The organism is Nakamurella deserti, assembly GCF_003260015.1.
Lineage (GTDB): Bacteria > Actinomycetota > Actinomycetes > Mycobacteriales > Nakamurellaceae > Nakamurella > Nakamurella deserti.
Window position 1 is genome coordinate 2,604,247 of sequence record NZ_QCXS01000002.1, and the last position, 14,832, is coordinate 2,619,078.

16 protein-coding genes and 1 riboswitch are annotated in these 14,832 nt (G+C 71.8%); of the genes, 9 read left to right on the forward strand and 7 right to left on the reverse strand.

Annotated elements, in window-relative coordinates:
- Positions 1-36 precede the first annotated feature (36 nt).
- Together DB033_RS11900 and DB033_RS11905 are read left to right on the forward strand one after the other, a co-directional pair.
- Entirely contained in the window at positions 37-1,281 is a 1,245-nt protein-coding gene (locus DB033_RS11900) for an ATP-grasp domain-containing protein (RefSeq protein WP_111766861.1), read from the forward strand.
- Positions 1,282-1,359: 78 nt separating this feature from the next.
- Positions 1,360-2,028 carry an NUDIX domain-containing protein gene (locus DB033_RS11905; RefSeq protein WP_111766862.1) on the forward strand — a complete coding sequence of 223 codons (669 nt, stop codon included), beginning with the start codon at positions 1,360-1,362 and terminating at the stop codon, positions 2,026-2,028.
- 405 nt (positions 2,029-2,433) lie between these two features.
- Here DB033_RS11905 and DB033_RS11910 read toward each other — a convergent pair whose 3' ends face one another.
- The 3 genes from DB033_RS11910 to fbaA all read right to left on the reverse strand — a co-directional run bounded on the left by DB033_RS11910 (position 2,434) and on the right by fbaA (position 4,850).
- Complete coding sequence (locus DB033_RS11910; protein ID WP_111766863.1) at positions 2,434-3,264, reverse strand: SDR family oxidoreductase; 831 nt, start codon at positions 3,262-3,264, stop codon at positions 2,434-2,436.
- A 114-nt stretch (positions 3,265-3,378) separates the two neighbouring features.
- Complete coding sequence (locus DB033_RS11915; RefSeq protein ID WP_111766864.1) at positions 3,379-3,729, reverse strand: hypothetical protein; 351 nt, start codon at positions 3,727-3,729, stop codon at positions 3,379-3,381.
- Positions 3,730-3,812: 83 nt separating this feature from the next.
- Complete coding sequence (gene fbaA, locus DB033_RS11920) at positions 3,813-4,850, reverse strand: class II fructose-bisphosphate aldolase (RefSeq protein ID WP_111766865.1); 1,038 nt, start codon at positions 4,848-4,850, stop codon at positions 3,813-3,815.
- Between the two features lie 225 nt (positions 4,851-5,075).
- Here fbaA and DB033_RS11925 point away from each other — a divergent pair, with 225 nt between their 5' ends.
- The gene (locus tag DB033_RS11925) at positions 5,076-5,711 is read left to right on the forward strand and encodes a SigE family RNA polymerase sigma factor (RefSeq protein WP_111766866.1); all 636 of its coding nucleotides are present in this window, start codon (positions 5,076-5,078) and stop codon (positions 5,709-5,711) included.
- 3 nt (positions 5,712-5,714) lie between these two features.
- Here the strand turns inward: DB033_RS11925 and DB033_RS11930 are convergent, their stop codons facing one another.
- On the reverse strand, positions 5,715-6,503 hold the full coding sequence (locus DB033_RS11930; RefSeq protein WP_111766867.1) for a polyphosphate polymerase domain-containing protein: 789 nt from the start codon (positions 6,501-6,503) through the stop codon (positions 5,715-5,717).
- Positions 6,500-7,123, reverse strand: a complete 624-nt coding sequence (locus DB033_RS11935) for a DUF4956 domain-containing protein (protein ID WP_111766868.1) — start codon at positions 7,121-7,123, stop codon at positions 6,500-6,502. The genes DB033_RS11930 and DB033_RS11935 overlap by 4 nt, the downstream gene beginning before the upstream one ends.
- Before the next feature lie 243 nt (positions 7,124-7,366).
- Between DB033_RS11935 and DB033_RS11940 the strand changes: the two genes are divergently transcribed.
- The 5 genes from DB033_RS11940 to DB033_RS11960 all read left to right on the forward strand — a co-directional run bounded on the left by DB033_RS11940 (position 7,367) and on the right by DB033_RS11960 (position 11,136).
- On the forward strand, positions 7,367-8,782 hold the full coding sequence (locus DB033_RS11940) for a CotH kinase family protein (RefSeq protein ID WP_111766869.1): 1,416 nt from the start codon (positions 7,367-7,369) through the stop codon (positions 8,780-8,782).
- A 107-nt stretch (positions 8,783-8,889) separates the two neighbouring features.
- Positions 8,890-9,123 (forward strand): hypothetical protein, encoded by a 234-nt coding sequence (locus DB033_RS11945; protein WP_111766870.1) that lies wholly within the window; start codon positions 8,890-8,892, stop codon positions 9,121-9,123.
- Positions 9,116-9,598, forward strand: coding sequence for a Clp protease N-terminal domain-containing protein (locus DB033_RS11950; protein WP_111766871.1), 483 nt, complete (start codon positions 9,116-9,118; stop codon positions 9,596-9,598). The genes DB033_RS11945 and DB033_RS11950 overlap by 8 nt, the downstream gene beginning before the upstream one ends.
- A gap of 360 nt (positions 9,599-9,958) precedes the next feature.
- Positions 9,959-10,912, forward strand: a complete 954-nt coding sequence (locus DB033_RS11955) for an FAD-dependent oxidoreductase (protein WP_111767444.1) — start codon at positions 9,959-9,961, stop codon at positions 10,910-10,912.
- A complete protein-coding gene (locus DB033_RS11960; RefSeq protein ID WP_111766872.1) occupies positions 10,909-11,136 on the forward strand; it encodes a hypothetical protein in 228 nt (75 codons plus the stop codon). The genes DB033_RS11955 and DB033_RS11960 overlap by 4 nt, the downstream gene beginning before the upstream one ends.
- A 111-nt stretch (positions 11,137-11,247) precedes the next feature.
- Here DB033_RS11960 and DB033_RS11965 read toward each other — a convergent pair whose 3' ends face one another.
- Complete coding sequence (locus DB033_RS11965) at positions 11,248-12,357, reverse strand: TerC family protein (protein ID WP_111766873.1); 1,110 nt, start codon at positions 12,355-12,357, stop codon at positions 11,248-11,250.
- A 488-nt stretch (positions 12,358-12,845) separates the two neighbouring features.
- Positions 12,846-12,959, forward strand: a riboswitch (SAM riboswitch).
- A gap of 34 nt (positions 12,960-12,993) precedes the next feature.
- Between DB033_RS11965 and DB033_RS11970 the strand changes: the two genes are divergently transcribed.
- Complete coding sequence (locus tag DB033_RS11970) at positions 12,994-13,485, forward strand: DUF4395 domain-containing protein (RefSeq protein WP_111766874.1); 492 nt, start codon at positions 12,994-12,996, stop codon at positions 13,483-13,485.
- Positions 13,486-13,488: 3 nt separating this feature from the next.
- Here DB033_RS11970 and DB033_RS11975 read toward each other — a convergent pair whose 3' ends face one another.
- Complete coding sequence (locus DB033_RS11975) at positions 13,489-14,679, reverse strand: PucR family transcriptional regulator (protein WP_111767445.1); 1,191 nt, start codon at positions 14,677-14,679, stop codon at positions 13,489-13,491.
- Positions 14,680-14,832 lie beyond the last annotated feature (153 nt).

The following is a 14,832-nucleotide window of genomic DNA, read 5'->3' on the forward strand; positions in this document are numbered from 1 at the left end:
GAGCGGGCACCCGGGGGTGGCTGTCAGGATCGAGCCATGACGAACCGCGGCGACCAGACCACCCACCTGATCGGGCTCCTGCTGGGCACCGAGAACGACTGGCCCCGGGCGTTCGAGGCGCTCGCGCGGCGGCTCGGACCGGTGCCGTACCGGGGGCGTGAGCACACGCTGAACACCGAGAGGATCACCATCGAGCCGTTCGACCTGCGCGACCCGGTCCGTCACGATCTCGTCATCGACCGGTTGGCGTGGTGGTACTTCCACCCGCGGGAGTGGCTGAAGAAGGCCGCCCTGATGAACGACACCTACCTGCTCAACAACCCTTTCACCTTCCAGGCGATGGAGAAGCACTCCGCGTACTGCGCCATCATGCGGCTCGGTTTCGACATCCCGCCGACGGTGCTGGTGCCGTACAAGAACCCGGTCGACAGCGAGAAGTGGAAGTACACCGCGTCGCAGTACAACCTGCCCTTCGACCTCGACGAGGTGGCCGGTCGCGTCGGCTTCCCGATGTTCATGAAGCCGTTCGACGGCGGCGCGTGGCGCGGAGTGAGCCGCATCGACGACACCGCCGCGCTGCACGCCGCCTACGACGCGTCCGGCCAGATGCTGATGCACCTGCAGGGCGCGGTCAACCACTACGACGCCTTCGCCCGGTCGCTGACGATCGGCCCGAACACCCAGGTGATGAAGTTCCGGCCGGAGCTGCCGATGCACGATCGCTACGAGGTCGCCCACAACTTCCTGCCGGCGTCGGCGGGCGCGGAGATCCTCACCCTGTCCAAGGTCATCAACGCGTTCTTCCGCTGGGAGTTCAACTCGTGCGAGGCGCTGGTGACCGGGGAGCGCGTGCAGCCCATCGACTACGCCAACGCCTGCCCGGACATCGCGATCACCTCGCTGCACTACTACTTCCCGTGGGCCATCCAGAACCTGCTGTCGTGGAGCGCGTTCTGCACCGTGACGGGTCGACAGCCCAAGGTGGACACCAGCACCCGAGCCTGGTTCGACGTCGCCGACGACCCCGGCCTGGATTTCCCGGCCAAGCTGCAGCGTTACTCGGCGATGGCCGACGAGTACTTCCAGGTGCAGGAGTACCGCGAATTCTGCGACACCTCACTGGCGTCGCTGCCCGCGCTGGTCCACGAGTGGGTCGGCTCGCCGGAGTTCGACGCACTGCTCGTCGAGACGGTGCGGAGCACCTACCCGGCCGCCGAGCACGACCGGTTCATCCCGCACTTCCGCGGGCTGCTGGGGGCCTGGGTTTCCGACAACGCCTGAGCCTCCGCGGGTTTCGGGGTGGTCGGGGCCCCGAGGGATCAGCCGCACCGCGGACAGCGGGAGGCTAGGCTTCGCGGCATGGCGACGACAGGCAGGCCCGGAATCGACATCCCCGACCACCGCGGGCGTACCGGCCTCGACCGGGCCGGCCGCGACCTCGACCGCAACCCGCGGGTCCGGGTCGCCGACGTCGAGCTGGTCGGCTCCGGCTGGCACGTGTTGCGGCGCACCACGTTCGACTACCAGCACGGTGACGGCCATTGGACCCGGGAGGCCCGCGAGACCTACGACCGCGGCAACGGAGCGACCGTGCTGCTGTACGACCCCGAGCGCCGCACCGTGCTGCTCACCCGCCAGTTCCGGTATCCGGTCTACGTCAACGACCACCCCGACGGGATGTTGATCGAGGCCGCCGCCGGGCTGCTCGACGACGACTCTCCCGAGGACGCGATCCGCCGGGAGGCCGAGGAGGAGACCGGCGTAGCGGTCGGCGATCTCCAGCACGTCTTCGACGTCTACATGAGCCCGGGGTCGGTCACCGAACGGCTGCACTTCTACGCGGCCCGCTACTCACCGGACAGCCGGCTCACCGCGGGCGGTGGCCTGGCCGACGAGGGCGAGGACATCGACGTCCTGGAGCTGCCCTTCGACCGCGCGCTGGCCATGATCCGCAGCGGCGACATCGCCGACGCCAAGACCGTGATGCTGCTGCAGTGGGCGGCCCTGGACGGCCCCTTCCGCCACTGAGGATCCGGGAGCGTGCCGCCCGGGGCCGGAACTCCCTCCCCCGATCCGGGAGGCACCCTCGTGCCTGGGTGGGACGTTTCCTACCCGAGTCCGGGACGAATCCTCCCGCTGGGTGGGAACTTCCCTACCGGAGTCCGGGAGGAATCTCCCCGCGCCTAGCGGGAACTTCCCTCCCCGAGTCAGGGAGGAATCCTCCCGCCCAGCGGGAACTTCCCTCCCCGAGTCCGGGACGAATCCTCCCGCCCAGCGGGAACTTCCCTACCCGAGTCCGGGACGAATCCTCCCGCCCGGCGGGAACTTCCCTCCCCGAGTCAGGGAGGAATCCTCCCGCCTAGCGGGAACTTCCCTCCCCGAGTCCGGGACGAATCCTCCCGCCCAGCGGGAACTTCCCTACCCGAGTCCGGCTCACTTCTTCCCGTGCGCCGCCACGGAGACCGGCTCCCAGGCGCGCCATTCGGCCAGCCGGGACTCGTAGTCGGCGGTGGCGATGGCGAGCGGGCCGTCACCGAAGAAGACGCGCAGCGGCGGCTTCTCGGCGTCGACGACCTGCAGGATGGCCTCCCGGGTGGCCACGGGGTCACCCGGCGTGGACTGCCGGGTCTTGCGGAGCTCGGCGGCCCGATCACGGACCGGGTCGTAGGCGTCGAGCGTGGTGGCGTGCCTGGCCGACGATCCGCTCCAGTCCGTCGAGTAGCCGGCCGGCTCCACCAACGTGACGTGCACGCCGAACGGTGCCACCTCCGCGGCCAGCGCCTGGCTGATCCCCTCCAGTGCCCACTTGGACCCGTTGTAGATGCCGATGTTCGGGAACGCGGAGATCCCGCCGATCGACGAGACCTGGATGACGTGCCCGCTGCGCTGCTCCCGCAGGTACGGCAGCGCCGCCTGCGTCACCCACAGCGCTCCGAAGACGTTGGTCTCGAACTGCGCCCGGATCTCGGCCTCGTCGGCCTCCTCGACCATGCCGAACTGCCCGTAACCGGCGTTGTTGACGACGACGTCGAGGCGCCCGAAGTGGCGGTGGGCCTGCTCCACGGCCGCCACGACCGCCGACCGGTCGGTGACGTCCAGTGCCAGCGGCAACACGGCGTCACCGTAGGTGGCGGCGAGATCGCCCAGGCTGTCGGTGTTGCGGGCGGTGGCCGCCACCCGGTCACCCCGGTCGAGCGCCGCGATCGCCCACTCGCGGCCGAAGCCCCGGGACGTGCCGGTGATGAACCACGTTCTCTGCGTCATTGTGAACCTCCATGCGGGGTGCTGCCCCGCTCGCTCGACCCGGTGCCGTCGCAGGCACCCTGCGGTGCAACGGCGCACCCGGGTCGATCCATACCCGGCCGGGACGCCGACCGGTCAGGCGCTGGTCGCGTCCAGGTGCTGCAGGAGGTCGTGGGCGGCGAGCTCGATCGCCTTGTGCCGCCACTCGCCGGCCCGGTAGACCGCGGCGATCAGCGCGGACCGGTGCACGCGCCGCAGGTCGCCGTACACGAACGCGTACCGCGCCTTGGTGTGGTCGGCGGCACCGGCGGTGAGGCCCAGGTGCCAGGCGGCGTAGTCGTCCCAGGAGTGCCGCTCGAGATAGGCGTTCTCGGCGGCGGCGTCGGGTTGGACGTCGCCCCAGTCGCTGTCGAGCACGTACTGCCGGCTGTCGATCAGCCGTCGGGCGTGCGCCACGGCGGCGGTGTTCACCTCGTACTCGGCCATCGGTCCTCCCGGTCCCGGAACGGCGAATCGGGTAGGAGAGTGCCCGCTGAGCGAGCACTTCCCTACCCGACTCGGGGAGCTTTCTACTTGGCGCCCAGCGACTTCCCGGCCGAGCCGAGCTGCTCGCAGGCCTCGACGACGCGGGCGGCCATGCCGGCCTCGGCCAGCTTCATCCACGTGCGCGGGTCGTAGGCCTTCTTGTTGCCGACGTCGCCGTCGACCTTGAGCACGCCGTCGTAGTTGGCGAACATGTGACCGGCCACCGGACGGGCCAGCGCGTACTGGGTGTCGGTGTCGATGTTCATCTTGATGACGCCGTACGACACCGCCTCGGCGATCTCCTCGGCGGTGGAGCCGGAACCGCCGTGGAAGACCAGCCCGAACGGCTTGGAGCCGGCCGCCTGGCCGAGCTCCGAAGCCACCGCGTCCTGGATGTCCTTGAGCACCGACGGCCGCAGCTGCACGCCACCGGGCTTGTAGACGCCGTGCACGTTGCCGAAGGTCGCGGCGACGATGTAGTTGTTGTCGACCGGAGCGCCGAGCGCCTCGACGGTGGCCAGCAGGTCCTCGGGCGTGGTGTACAGCTTGTCGTTGATCTCGTGGCTGACGCCGTCCTCCTCACCACCGACGACACCCACCTCGATCTCCAGGACGATCCGGGCGGCCTTGGTCAGCGGGAGCAGTTCCTTGGCCAGCGCCAGGTTCTCCTCCAGCGGGACGGCCGAGCCGTCGAACATGTGCGACTGGAACAGCGGGTTGCCGCCGGCGTCGACGCGCTGCTGGGAGATGGCGATCAGCGGCTTGACGTAGGTGTCGAGCTTGTCGGCCTGGCAGTGGTCGGTGTGCAGCGCGACGGTGATGTCGTACCGGGCGGCGACCACGTGCGCGAACTCGGCGAGTGCGGTCGCGCCGACGACCATGTTCTTCACGTTGAGGCCGGAGGCGAACTCCGCGCCGCCGGTGCTGACCTGGATGATCCCGTCGCTCCCGGCGTCGGCGAACCCCTTGATGGCCGCGTTGATCGACTCGGAGGACGTGATGTTGATCGCCGGGTAGGCGAACCCGCCTTCCTTGGCTCGGTTGAGCATGTCGGCATAGGCCTCGGGGGTGGCAATGGGCATCTCTGACGGTCCTCTCGCGATCGGTGAACTCGGTGGTTCTGGGCGCGCGACCACGCCGCGGCGCGTTCTCGAACTGCGGACCAGTATTGCCCATCGTCCCGCCCACGGCTCGACGCCCCCGGTGTCCCCGAAAGCCGTCACACCGGGGTCCGGCGGAGGAGAATGGGACACCGTGCCCGCGGTCCACCGACCCCGGGTCCTGGCGATCCGGAAGAAACGGCGGACATGTCCTCACCTGCGGGAGACGACCCGGGCGGCTTCGGTGACGCCGCCGGCGGGCGCGACGGGACGGCGGTCGAACGCACCCTGACCTCGTTGTCCGCCCTGAATCCGGTGGTGGGCGATCCGGCCGGGTCGCCGACGGCGAGCGACCGGCCGCAGACCATCGACGACATCTACCGGACGCACCGGATGGGGATGGTCCGGCTGGCGATCCTGCTGGTCGACGACATCAACAGCGCCGAGGACGTGGTGCAGGACGCGTTCGCCGGGCTGTACCGCCAGTGGGACCAGCTGCGTGACGCCCAGGCGGCGATCGGATACCTGCGGACCGCGGTGGTGAACGGCTCCCGGTCGATGCTGCGCCGCCGGCGCACCGCCCGTGCCTACGTCCCGCCGCACAGCGCCGACGCCCGCTCCGCCGAATCGATGGCCATGCTGACCGCCGAGCACCAGTCGGTGATCAGCGCCCTCGGCGAGCTGGCCCCCCGCCAGCGGGAGATCCTCGTGCTGCGCTACTACGGCGGGCTCAGTGAGGCCGAGATCGCCGCAGCCACCGGACTGACCACGGGGACGGTCAAGTCGACCGCCAGCCGCGCGGTGGCCAAGCTGGGCGACATCATCCGCGACAAGCACCAGTAGGCGTCAGACCCGCTCCGGCGTCGCCGGCGCCCAGCAGAAGTGCCGCCGCAGCGTGGTGTTCCACTTGTTCGCCGCGAGCCCCGGGGTCAGCGCGGCCAGCCCGGTCGCGTACTTGCTGACCGTCACCGGGCGCAGACCGCACGCCCACAGGAACCGATCCATCCCGGTGACCGCCCCGGGGGACTTCGTCTCCACCAACACCTTCCGGCCCAGGTCGACCGACGCACCGGACGGGGTCACGCACCGCAGTCCGGTGTCGACGGTGAAGCGGGCGCCGTCGTCACCGAGCAGCGTCGAGCGTCGGTACCGGGTGACCAACGTCGGCGTCAACCGGTGGCTCACGTCGGGGTCGATCCGGTGGCGGTGCAGGAACTCCCGGCCGGCGTCGTCGAGGGCGTCCCGACGGTCCAGGAGCCACGGCAGCCGCTCCTTCACGGTGTGGCCGCGGCCGCCGGCCGTCTTCACCTCCAGGACGCACTCCCCCGAGTCCAGGTACGACCGGGTGCGCACCTTGAACCGGCGGCGGCGCCCGGTCGCGGCTCCGTGGTAGGAGTCCAGTGCCGGGGTGTCGAAATACACCGAGTCGTAGGCGAATTCGCGCAGTCCGTCGATGGTCAGCACCCGCAGGGTCGGGGCCAACGCACGGACGGCGGCCACCAGCACCTCCGGCGCCAGGATGTACTTGCGGTCCAGCCGGGTCTGCAGGTCCGCGGTCGACCGCAGCTCGGCCAGGCCGATGGGTGGCAACGTGTCCAGGACGGAACCGACGGCGGCGCAGGCGGCCCGGGTCACCGGGACCCCGGCCGCAGCGGCGCCGTCACGAACGACATCGCGTCGTCAGCGGGCACGTCGGCGGGAACGTCCGCCGCCGGGTGCCGGCGGTACCGGACGTCGACCACGGTGAGGTCACGCACGAGATCGGTGCTGATCACGACGATCCGCTGCACCTCGCCGGTCAGCAGGTCCTCCAGTCGGCGCACCAGCGCCGCTTCGGAGTGGTAGACCGCGTCCAGGGTGACCAGCTGGTGCCGGTACCGGTGGTGCACGCGCGGCTGGTCGACGAGGGCGAAGACGCCCACGATCACCGCGCTGAGCGCCGGTGCGAGCCACTGCGGCGTGGGCTGCAGCCCACAGACGAGGCCCAACGCGAGTGCGGCGAAGTAGTAGGCGACCTCGTCGTGGGAGATCTCCGACGACCGCAGCCGGATGATGGCGAGCACACCGAACAGGCCGAGACCGACGCCGACGCTCACGTCGATCCCGGACAGCACCGCACAGACCGCGAGCACGCCCACGTTGAGACCGACGAGCGGCAACAGCATGTCGCGGCCGCGGTGGCGGCGGTGGTAGACGCCGAAGACGAGGACGGCGACGGCGATCAGGTCGACGGCCAGGATGAGCAGGTCGGGCACGGAGGGCTCCTCGGGTGGCGGGGGCGGCTGTGGCCGGCCGTTGTTCGGCCGGCGTTCAGCGGGGGTTCACCCGGAGATGTCTACGGAGCCCCGCTGTACCGGAGCTGTGCGTGCGCTGGCAGCCGGCGCAGCAGTCGCGTCGGGGCGCCACGGTCTCAGCCCGGGCACAGGTCGGGCCCAGCCGGCGGCCAGCCGGCTCGGGTGGCATGGGACGCAGTCCCGAGGAAGAAGGAACCGCCACCCATGACCGTCCGTCAGCTGCGCCGCGCCACCCACCGGGTCGCCGCCGGCGCCACCGTCCTCGTCCTGCTCGTCGCCTGCGGCACCGCCGGTGACCCGACGGCCGTGTCGTCGGCCGTCTCCTCGACGTCCGCCACCGGGACCGCGACCGCGACCCCGGCCGCCGGGAGCGGCGTGTTCGACAGCTCGACCGTGCACAGCATCTCCGTCGAGTACGACCAGGCCGCCTACGACGCGATGATGACCACGTTCACCACCACCGGCGAGAAGGAGTGGATCACCGCGACGGTCACCATCGACGGCACCGTGTTCACCGACGTCGGGATCAAGCTCAAGGGGAACTCCTCGCTGCGTGGCCTGCAGGACGGCGGCGGCGGGAGAGGCGGCACCGGCGGGGACCTCTCCGCCGACGCGCCGGAAGGGCTGCCCTGGCGCATCCGGCTCGACAAGTACGTCGACGGCCAGAACTACCAGGGCCAGACCGATCTCGTGATCCGCGGCACCAACACCGAGACCAGCCTGAACGAGGCCGTCGCCCTGGAGCTGCTCGGCGTGGCGGGTCTGGCCACCGAAGGGGCGGCCAGCACCCGGTTCTGGGTGAACGGCGGCACCCAGGCGTTACGCCTGGTCATCCAGAACCCCGGCGAGACCTGGGACGAGGAGAACTTCGACACCGACGGCGTGCTGTACAAGTCCGAGGCCGAGGGCGACTGGTCCTACCGGGGCGACGATCCCACCGCCTACGCCGAGGCGTTCTCGGTGGAGGCATCGACCAGCGGCGAGGACGACTACACCCCGTTGGTCTCGTTCCTCGAGTTCGTCAACGAGTCCGACGACGCCACCTTCGCCACCGAGCTGTCGCAGCACCTGGACGTCGACGCCTTCGCCACCTACCTCGCCGTCCAGACGCTGGTCGCGAACGCCGACGACATCGACGGGCCCGGCAACAACTCCTACCTCCGCTGGGACGCGGCCACCGGCGTCTTCACCGTCGTCGCCTGGGACCAGAATCTGTCGTTCGGCGGGATGGGCGGCGGCGCGGGTGGGGGCATGGGCGGCGGCGGGATGCGGCCACGCCCGGATCGGGCCACCGCCACGGACGGCAGCGCGGCCGGCACCGGCGACGCGGCAGCGACTCCCCCCGCCGATGGGGAGTCCGCGGACGGTGGCGTGGCCGGCGGGATGGGCGGCCCGCGCGGCGGCAACGTCCTGTCCGAACGTTTCTTCGCGGACACCGCGTTCGCGGCTCTGTACGACGCCGCCGTCACGCAACTGACGGCGGACTACGCCGACGGGACGGCGCAGAGCATCCTCGACTCCTGGACCGCCGTACTGACCGGTCAGGCGGGCGACCTGGTCGCCACCGAAACCGTCGACAGCGAGGCCGCGACGATCGCGGAGTTCTTCACCGCGAGCTGACCCCTGGCGTGCACGACGGGCGGACCCGCCCCTCACCGGCCACCACGATGCCACCTGGTGAGCAACTGCGGTTGCTCGATCTGCCTTCAGCAACTAAAGTTGCTCGCATGCCCCCGGACATCGCCCCACTCGACGAGATCGCCGACACGCTGGCCGCTGTCGTCGCCCTCCGCCGCCGCGCCGACGAACTCGAGGAGTCCGCCGTCGAGCGGGCGATGCGGGCCGGCTGGTCGTGGTCACAGGTCGGGGAGGCGCTCGGGGTGACCCGGCAGGCGGTCCACAAGAGCCATGCGTCCCGCCTCGCGGACGCCGGCGTGACCCTGAGGAGACGCGGTGTTTGAGCAACTGACCCCGTCGGCGCGGACGATCCTCGCCGACGCACAACGGGAGGCCGAGGCGCTGGGCTCTCCCGCGATCGAATCCGAGCACGTCGTGCTGGCCGTCAGCGCCCGGGCGGGCAGCAGCGCCTCGGCGGCCATGGCCTCGGCCGGCCTGGACCATCGCCGCCTCCGGGAACTGCTGGTCGAGGAGCGGCGGCGCAGCCTGGCGACCGCCGGTGTCGACGCCATCCCGGACGATCCGCTGCACCGGGTCTCGCGTCGAGGCCGGTCGCTGAAGCTGGCCACCTCCACCAAGTCCCTGCTCGAGCGGGCGGTCCGCGAGGCGGGCCGGCACCGCACCCGGACGATCGACGAGGCGCAGTTGCTCGTCGCCGGACTGCAGGCCGAGGTGGGCACCGTGCCGCGGCTGATCGCACTGGCGGGCGTCGACCGGGACGACCTGATCGCCCGGCTGCGGGAGCGCCCCGCCGCCTGACGTGGGACGCGGCGCCCGCACACCGCCGAACCCGCCGAGCGCGCCCGGCGGTGTGCGGCGTCGGGACGGGGACGTCCCGTCCGCTGGTCTGACCCGCCGAGCGCGCACGGCGGTGTGCGGCGTCGGCACGGGGACGTCCCCTCCGCTGGGCTGACCCGCCGAGCGCGCCCGGCGGTGTGCGGCGTCGGGACGGGGACGTCCCGTCCGCTGGTCTGACCCGCCGAGCGCGCCAGGCGGTGTGCGGCATCGGCACGGGGACGTCCCGTCCGCGGGGCGAACCCTCCCCGGCCGGCGGGCGCGCAGGACACGCCGGTGGCCCGCGGGACCGCGCCACCGACAGCGTCGGGCACCATCGTCGGCATGACCGACGTGCTGGTGATCGGAGCCGGTGTCACCGGCCTGACCACGGCCGTGCTGCTGGCCGAGCAGGGCGCCCAGGTGGTGGTCCGGACGGCGGAGCCGCCCGCGCAGACCACGTCGGTGGTGGCCGGCGCGCTGCTCGGCCCCGTCCACGGTGAACCGGACGATCCGCGGGTCCGTGGGTGGCTGGAGCACGGCGACGCGGTGTTCCGGGAACTGGCCGCGGATCCGACGTCGGGGGTCCGGGTCCGCCGCGGCCGGCTCTTCGAGCCCGGCGAGCCGGAGCCCTCGATCCGGGCCACGCCCGGGTACGCGGTGTGCACCGGAGAGGACGCGATCCCCCGGCCCGGGACCACCTACCGCGCGGAACTCCCGCTGGCCGACATGCGCGTCTATCTTCCCTACCTCGTCGAGCGGCTCGGCCGGGCGGGCGGTGTCGTGGAGCTCGGCACGGTGGCGACCCTGGCCGAGGCCGCTGCGATGGCGCCGGTGGTGGTCAACTGCGCCGGCGTCGCCGCCGGAAGGCTCACCGGCGATGCCGATCTGCACCCGGTGCGCGGCCAGCACGTCATCGTCGCCGATCCCGGTCTGGACGAGTTCTGTTACGAGGGCCACGCCGCCGCGTGGACGAGCTGGTTCCCGTACGGCGACCGGGTCGTCCTCGGCGGCGTGTCCGTGCCCGGCGTCTGGGACCGCACCCCCGACCCCGGGGTCACCGCAGCGATCCTGGAACGGGCCGCGGCGCGCGAGCCGCGACTGCGGGGTGCCGAGGTTCTCGGGGTCGAGGTGGGGCTGCGTCCGCGCCGTTCCACGATGCGCGTCGAGGCCGGCACCGTGGGCCGCACCCGGGTGGTGCATCACTACGGCCACGGCGGCAACGGGGTTCAATGGTCGTGGGGCACGGCACGCGACGCGGTCGCCCTCGCCCTGACCGGAGAGGAGCACCAGCGATGACCGACCCCCGCAGGTCCGGCGACGCGGGCAAGAGCTCGGAGCAGATCCTGGCCGAGGCTCTGCGCGCCCGGGCCGGCGGCACGCCCCGTGTGCCGACACGCAGCACCGCGACCGCCCGACCGGTGGCGGCCCGCCCGCCGATGACCATCGTGCAGCTGGTCCTCGCGGCAGCCATCGCCGGACTGGTCATCGGCATCCTGGCAGCCGTCCTGACGCTCGTCTGAGCCGGATCCGCGCAGTTCCGGCCCTTCCGCACCCCGAACGACCGGACGCCGGGCCGCTCACGGTGAGCGGCCCGGCGTCGGCGGGTCGGCGGGTCCATGGACCCGGATGGATCAGCTGCGGTCGGGCCGCCCGGTCGGGCCGGGCCGGTCCTCGGTGGCCACCGCCGCGGCGGCCGCGGCGGCACCCTCGGCCCGGTCGGCCGACGTGTGCGGGTGCTCGATGCCGTCCACGATGTCGTGGCGGTCGTGGGCCTGCAGTTCCGCGTCCTCCAGCGTCTCCTCCTCCTCCGGCGGCAGCGGCTTGCGCAGCGACAGCACGATCGAGAGCGTCAACGCGACGACGATGACCGCCAGCGAGACCAGCGACGGGATCTCCGGGATGGAGGTCGAGATGGTCTTGTGGCCGGCCTGCAGGAACAGCTTCACGCCGATGAAGGCGAGGATGAAGGCGAGACCCTTGCTCAGCAGGTGGAACTTCTTCAGCATCCCGGCGAGCAGGAAGTACAGGGCACGCAGGCCCAGGATGGCGAAGGCGTTGCTGGAGTAGACGATGAACGGGTCGCTGCTGACGGCCAGCACGGCCGGCACGCTGTCGACGGCGAAGATCAGGTCCGCGGCCTCGATGGCCACCACGACCGCCAGCAGCGGGGTGGCGATGCGCTTGCCCGCCTCCTTGTAGAAGAACTTGGTGCCGCGGTACTCGTCGGACACGGGCACGATCTTGCGGAGCATCCGGACCGCGAAGCTCTTGCCCGGGTCCATCGACTCGTCATCGTCCTTGAGCATCTTGATCGCGCTGTAGATCAGGATGGCGCCGAAGACGAACAGCACGGCGGTGAACTTGGTGACGATGGCGACACCGGCGGCGAGGAAGATGCCGCGGAACACCAGGGCGCCGATGACGCCGTAGAACAGCACCCGGTGCTGGTACTCACGGGGCACCTTGAAGTAGCCGAAGATCAGCGCGAAGACGAACAGGTTGTCGACGCTGAGGGACTTCTCCAGCAACCACGCGGTGGTGAAGTCGACCGCGGCGCCGCCGCCCAGGGTCAACCAGACGACGACGGCGAAGATCAGCGAGAGGCCGACCCAGACCGCGCTCCAGATGGCGGCTTCCTTGAACTTGATGACGTGCGCACCGCGATGGGCGAGCAGGTCGACGGCCAGCATGATGACGACCACGGCGCCGAAAGCGGCCCAGGCCCAGAGGGGAACGTTCACGGCAGTCCTTCGCAGGGGGAGTCGGGTGTGGTGCGGGTTGGCGCTGCGGCAGACCTCGCCGCGATGTCTCCAGAGTGCCGCCCTTCCGACTGCCCAACCATGAACACTTCGACACAAGGTGCGCCCTTTTCGTTGCCGAACCTCGGCAGATTCACTCCGAAGATGGTAAACGTCTGTCAAAGCCCTCGGAGTGGTGTGCGACCGCGGACCGACGGGACGCGGATGGAGGTCAGCCGACTCCGGCCCGACGCCGACCGGCCCCCCGGACGCACCCCCGGGCGCGGCTGTCGCGGTGGCGCCGGACCCGCGCGCAACCGAGGCGCGGCTGTCGCGGCGTCACCGACCCACGCCCGACCGGACGCACGTCGGGCGCGGGCTGCCGTGCTGTCACCGACCCACGCCCGACCGGATGCGCGCCCGGGCGCGGGCTGTCGCGGTGTCGCCGACGCAGTCCAGACCCGGATGCGCGCCCGGTATCGTGGCGTTCAGGTGATGAGCGTCAGCGACAAGCTCTGGCTGGCTGACCGGCAACCCTCCGCGACGACGGGGTGCTCCAGGAGAACCACCTGGCCGGCGTCGACCGACGCCGGCAACGTCGTGACCGGATGCCGTCCGGTCCCGTTCCCGGGAGCTGCCGTGGCTGCGGTGTTCGCCTTCCCCCACCCCGTCAACGAGAAGGCCGCGCGGGCCGTCGCCGGCCTGGTCGTGCTGCTGAGTACCGCCGTGCTGGTCACCGGCAGCCCCTGGTTGCTGGGCCTGCTGGCCCTGGGCTTTCTCGCCCGGGTGGCGGCGGGGCCGCGGTTCTCGTTGTTCGGGCGGCTCGCCACCCAGGTCATCGCGCCGCGACTCGGCCCGGCGGTACCCGTGCCCGGACCGCCCAAGCGGTTCGCGCAGGCCGTCGGCGCGACGTTGTCGATCGCGGCCTTCGGGTGCCTCGTCACCGGTTCTCCCACCGCCGCCCTGGTGCTGGTCGGGATGATCACCGTGGCGGCCACGCTGGAGTCGGTGTTCGCCGTGTGTCTCGGCTGCGTCGCCTTCGGTCGGTTGCAGGCGCTCGGCGTCATCCCGGCGTCGGTGTGCGAGGCGTGCAACGACATCCGGCTGCGGCGACCCTCGGCCACCTCCTGACGGTCAGGCCCGGTCCGGCCAGCCCAGCAGCCGGGCGCCGGTGACCGCGGTCTGCAGCTCGAAGCGCTGCGCCGGGTCGGCGGGGTCGCGTCCGGTAAGTTCGGCGATCTTGGCCAGCCGGTAGGTCAGCGCCCGCACCGACAGGTGCAGCGAGCGACCGGCCAGGGAGGCGTTACCACCCGCGGCGAAGTACGCCTCGAGGGTCTGCAGCATCGGCTCGACACCGCCCCGGGCGTGCACCAACGGCGCCAGCACCGTCTCGACAAGCTCCAGCATCGCGGCCCGGTCGCGCACCAGAACCCGGTGCATCAGCAGATCGGCCGCGTCCAGCACCTGGGCGGTCCCGCCCAGCTGGGCACCCAGCTCGAGTGCCTCCAGCGCCTGCTCGTAGGACGCCCGCACGCCGCCGGGGCCCTGGTGCGCCCGGCCCACCCCCATCCGCCAGGAGCCCACCGCGGCGGTCCGGCGGAGGTTGACCCCCTCCCCGGGATCCGACGGCAGGCTTCCGGTCAGGCCCGCGATCACCTCGTCGATCGCCGCCCGGTCCGGCGCGGCGAACACGACGACCAGGAGTCCGTCCTTGGTGGTGACCAGCGCGTCGGCGTCGGCGCTGCCGCCCTGGATGGCCCGTTCGAGCAGGGTCGTCAGCGGAGAGCTGTCGGTGAAGTCGCGTTCGGCGCGCACCACGATGACCGCCTGCGGGCCCACCAGGCTCAGGCCGAACAGGCCGGCGCGCTGCACGAGGTTGGGCAGCGCCTGCGCGCCCCCGATCAGCAGGTCGTCCACGAACTCCCGGCGGGCGGCGACCTGCGACCGGACGAGATCCCGCCGGGCGAGCTGGTACCCCTCGATGAGGACGGCGACGGCGTCGTCGACCGACCGCAGCATCACCTCACCGGCCTGCACGACCGCCGCCGGATCGTCCCGGGCCGCGACCACCTCGGGGAGATGCCGCCAGAGCCGCCAGGCGGCGGACAGGTAGAGATCGACGAGCGCCCGCGGCGGCACCCCTCGATCGGCCGCCGCGCGGCCGGCGTCCCGGTAGCGGGCGAGGTCGCGGCGCTGCAGCCGCCGGCCGGACGCGACCGCGTCGACCAGCACCGGCAGGAAGTCGTCCAGCAGGGCGACATCCACCCCACCGGCGTCGGCGGCCGCGCGGGCGCCGATCTCGGCCACCGGTGGACCCTGCGTCACGCTGCCTCCCGGATCGGACACCGGCGGACGGGCCCGCACCGATGAGCAAGGTACCGGCTCGACCGCGCGCCCACCCCACCGCGGGCGCCACCACGCAGCGTGAACCCGGTCCGGCGACCGGGGGAACCGCAGGTTGCGTGGGTGTGGCCTTCC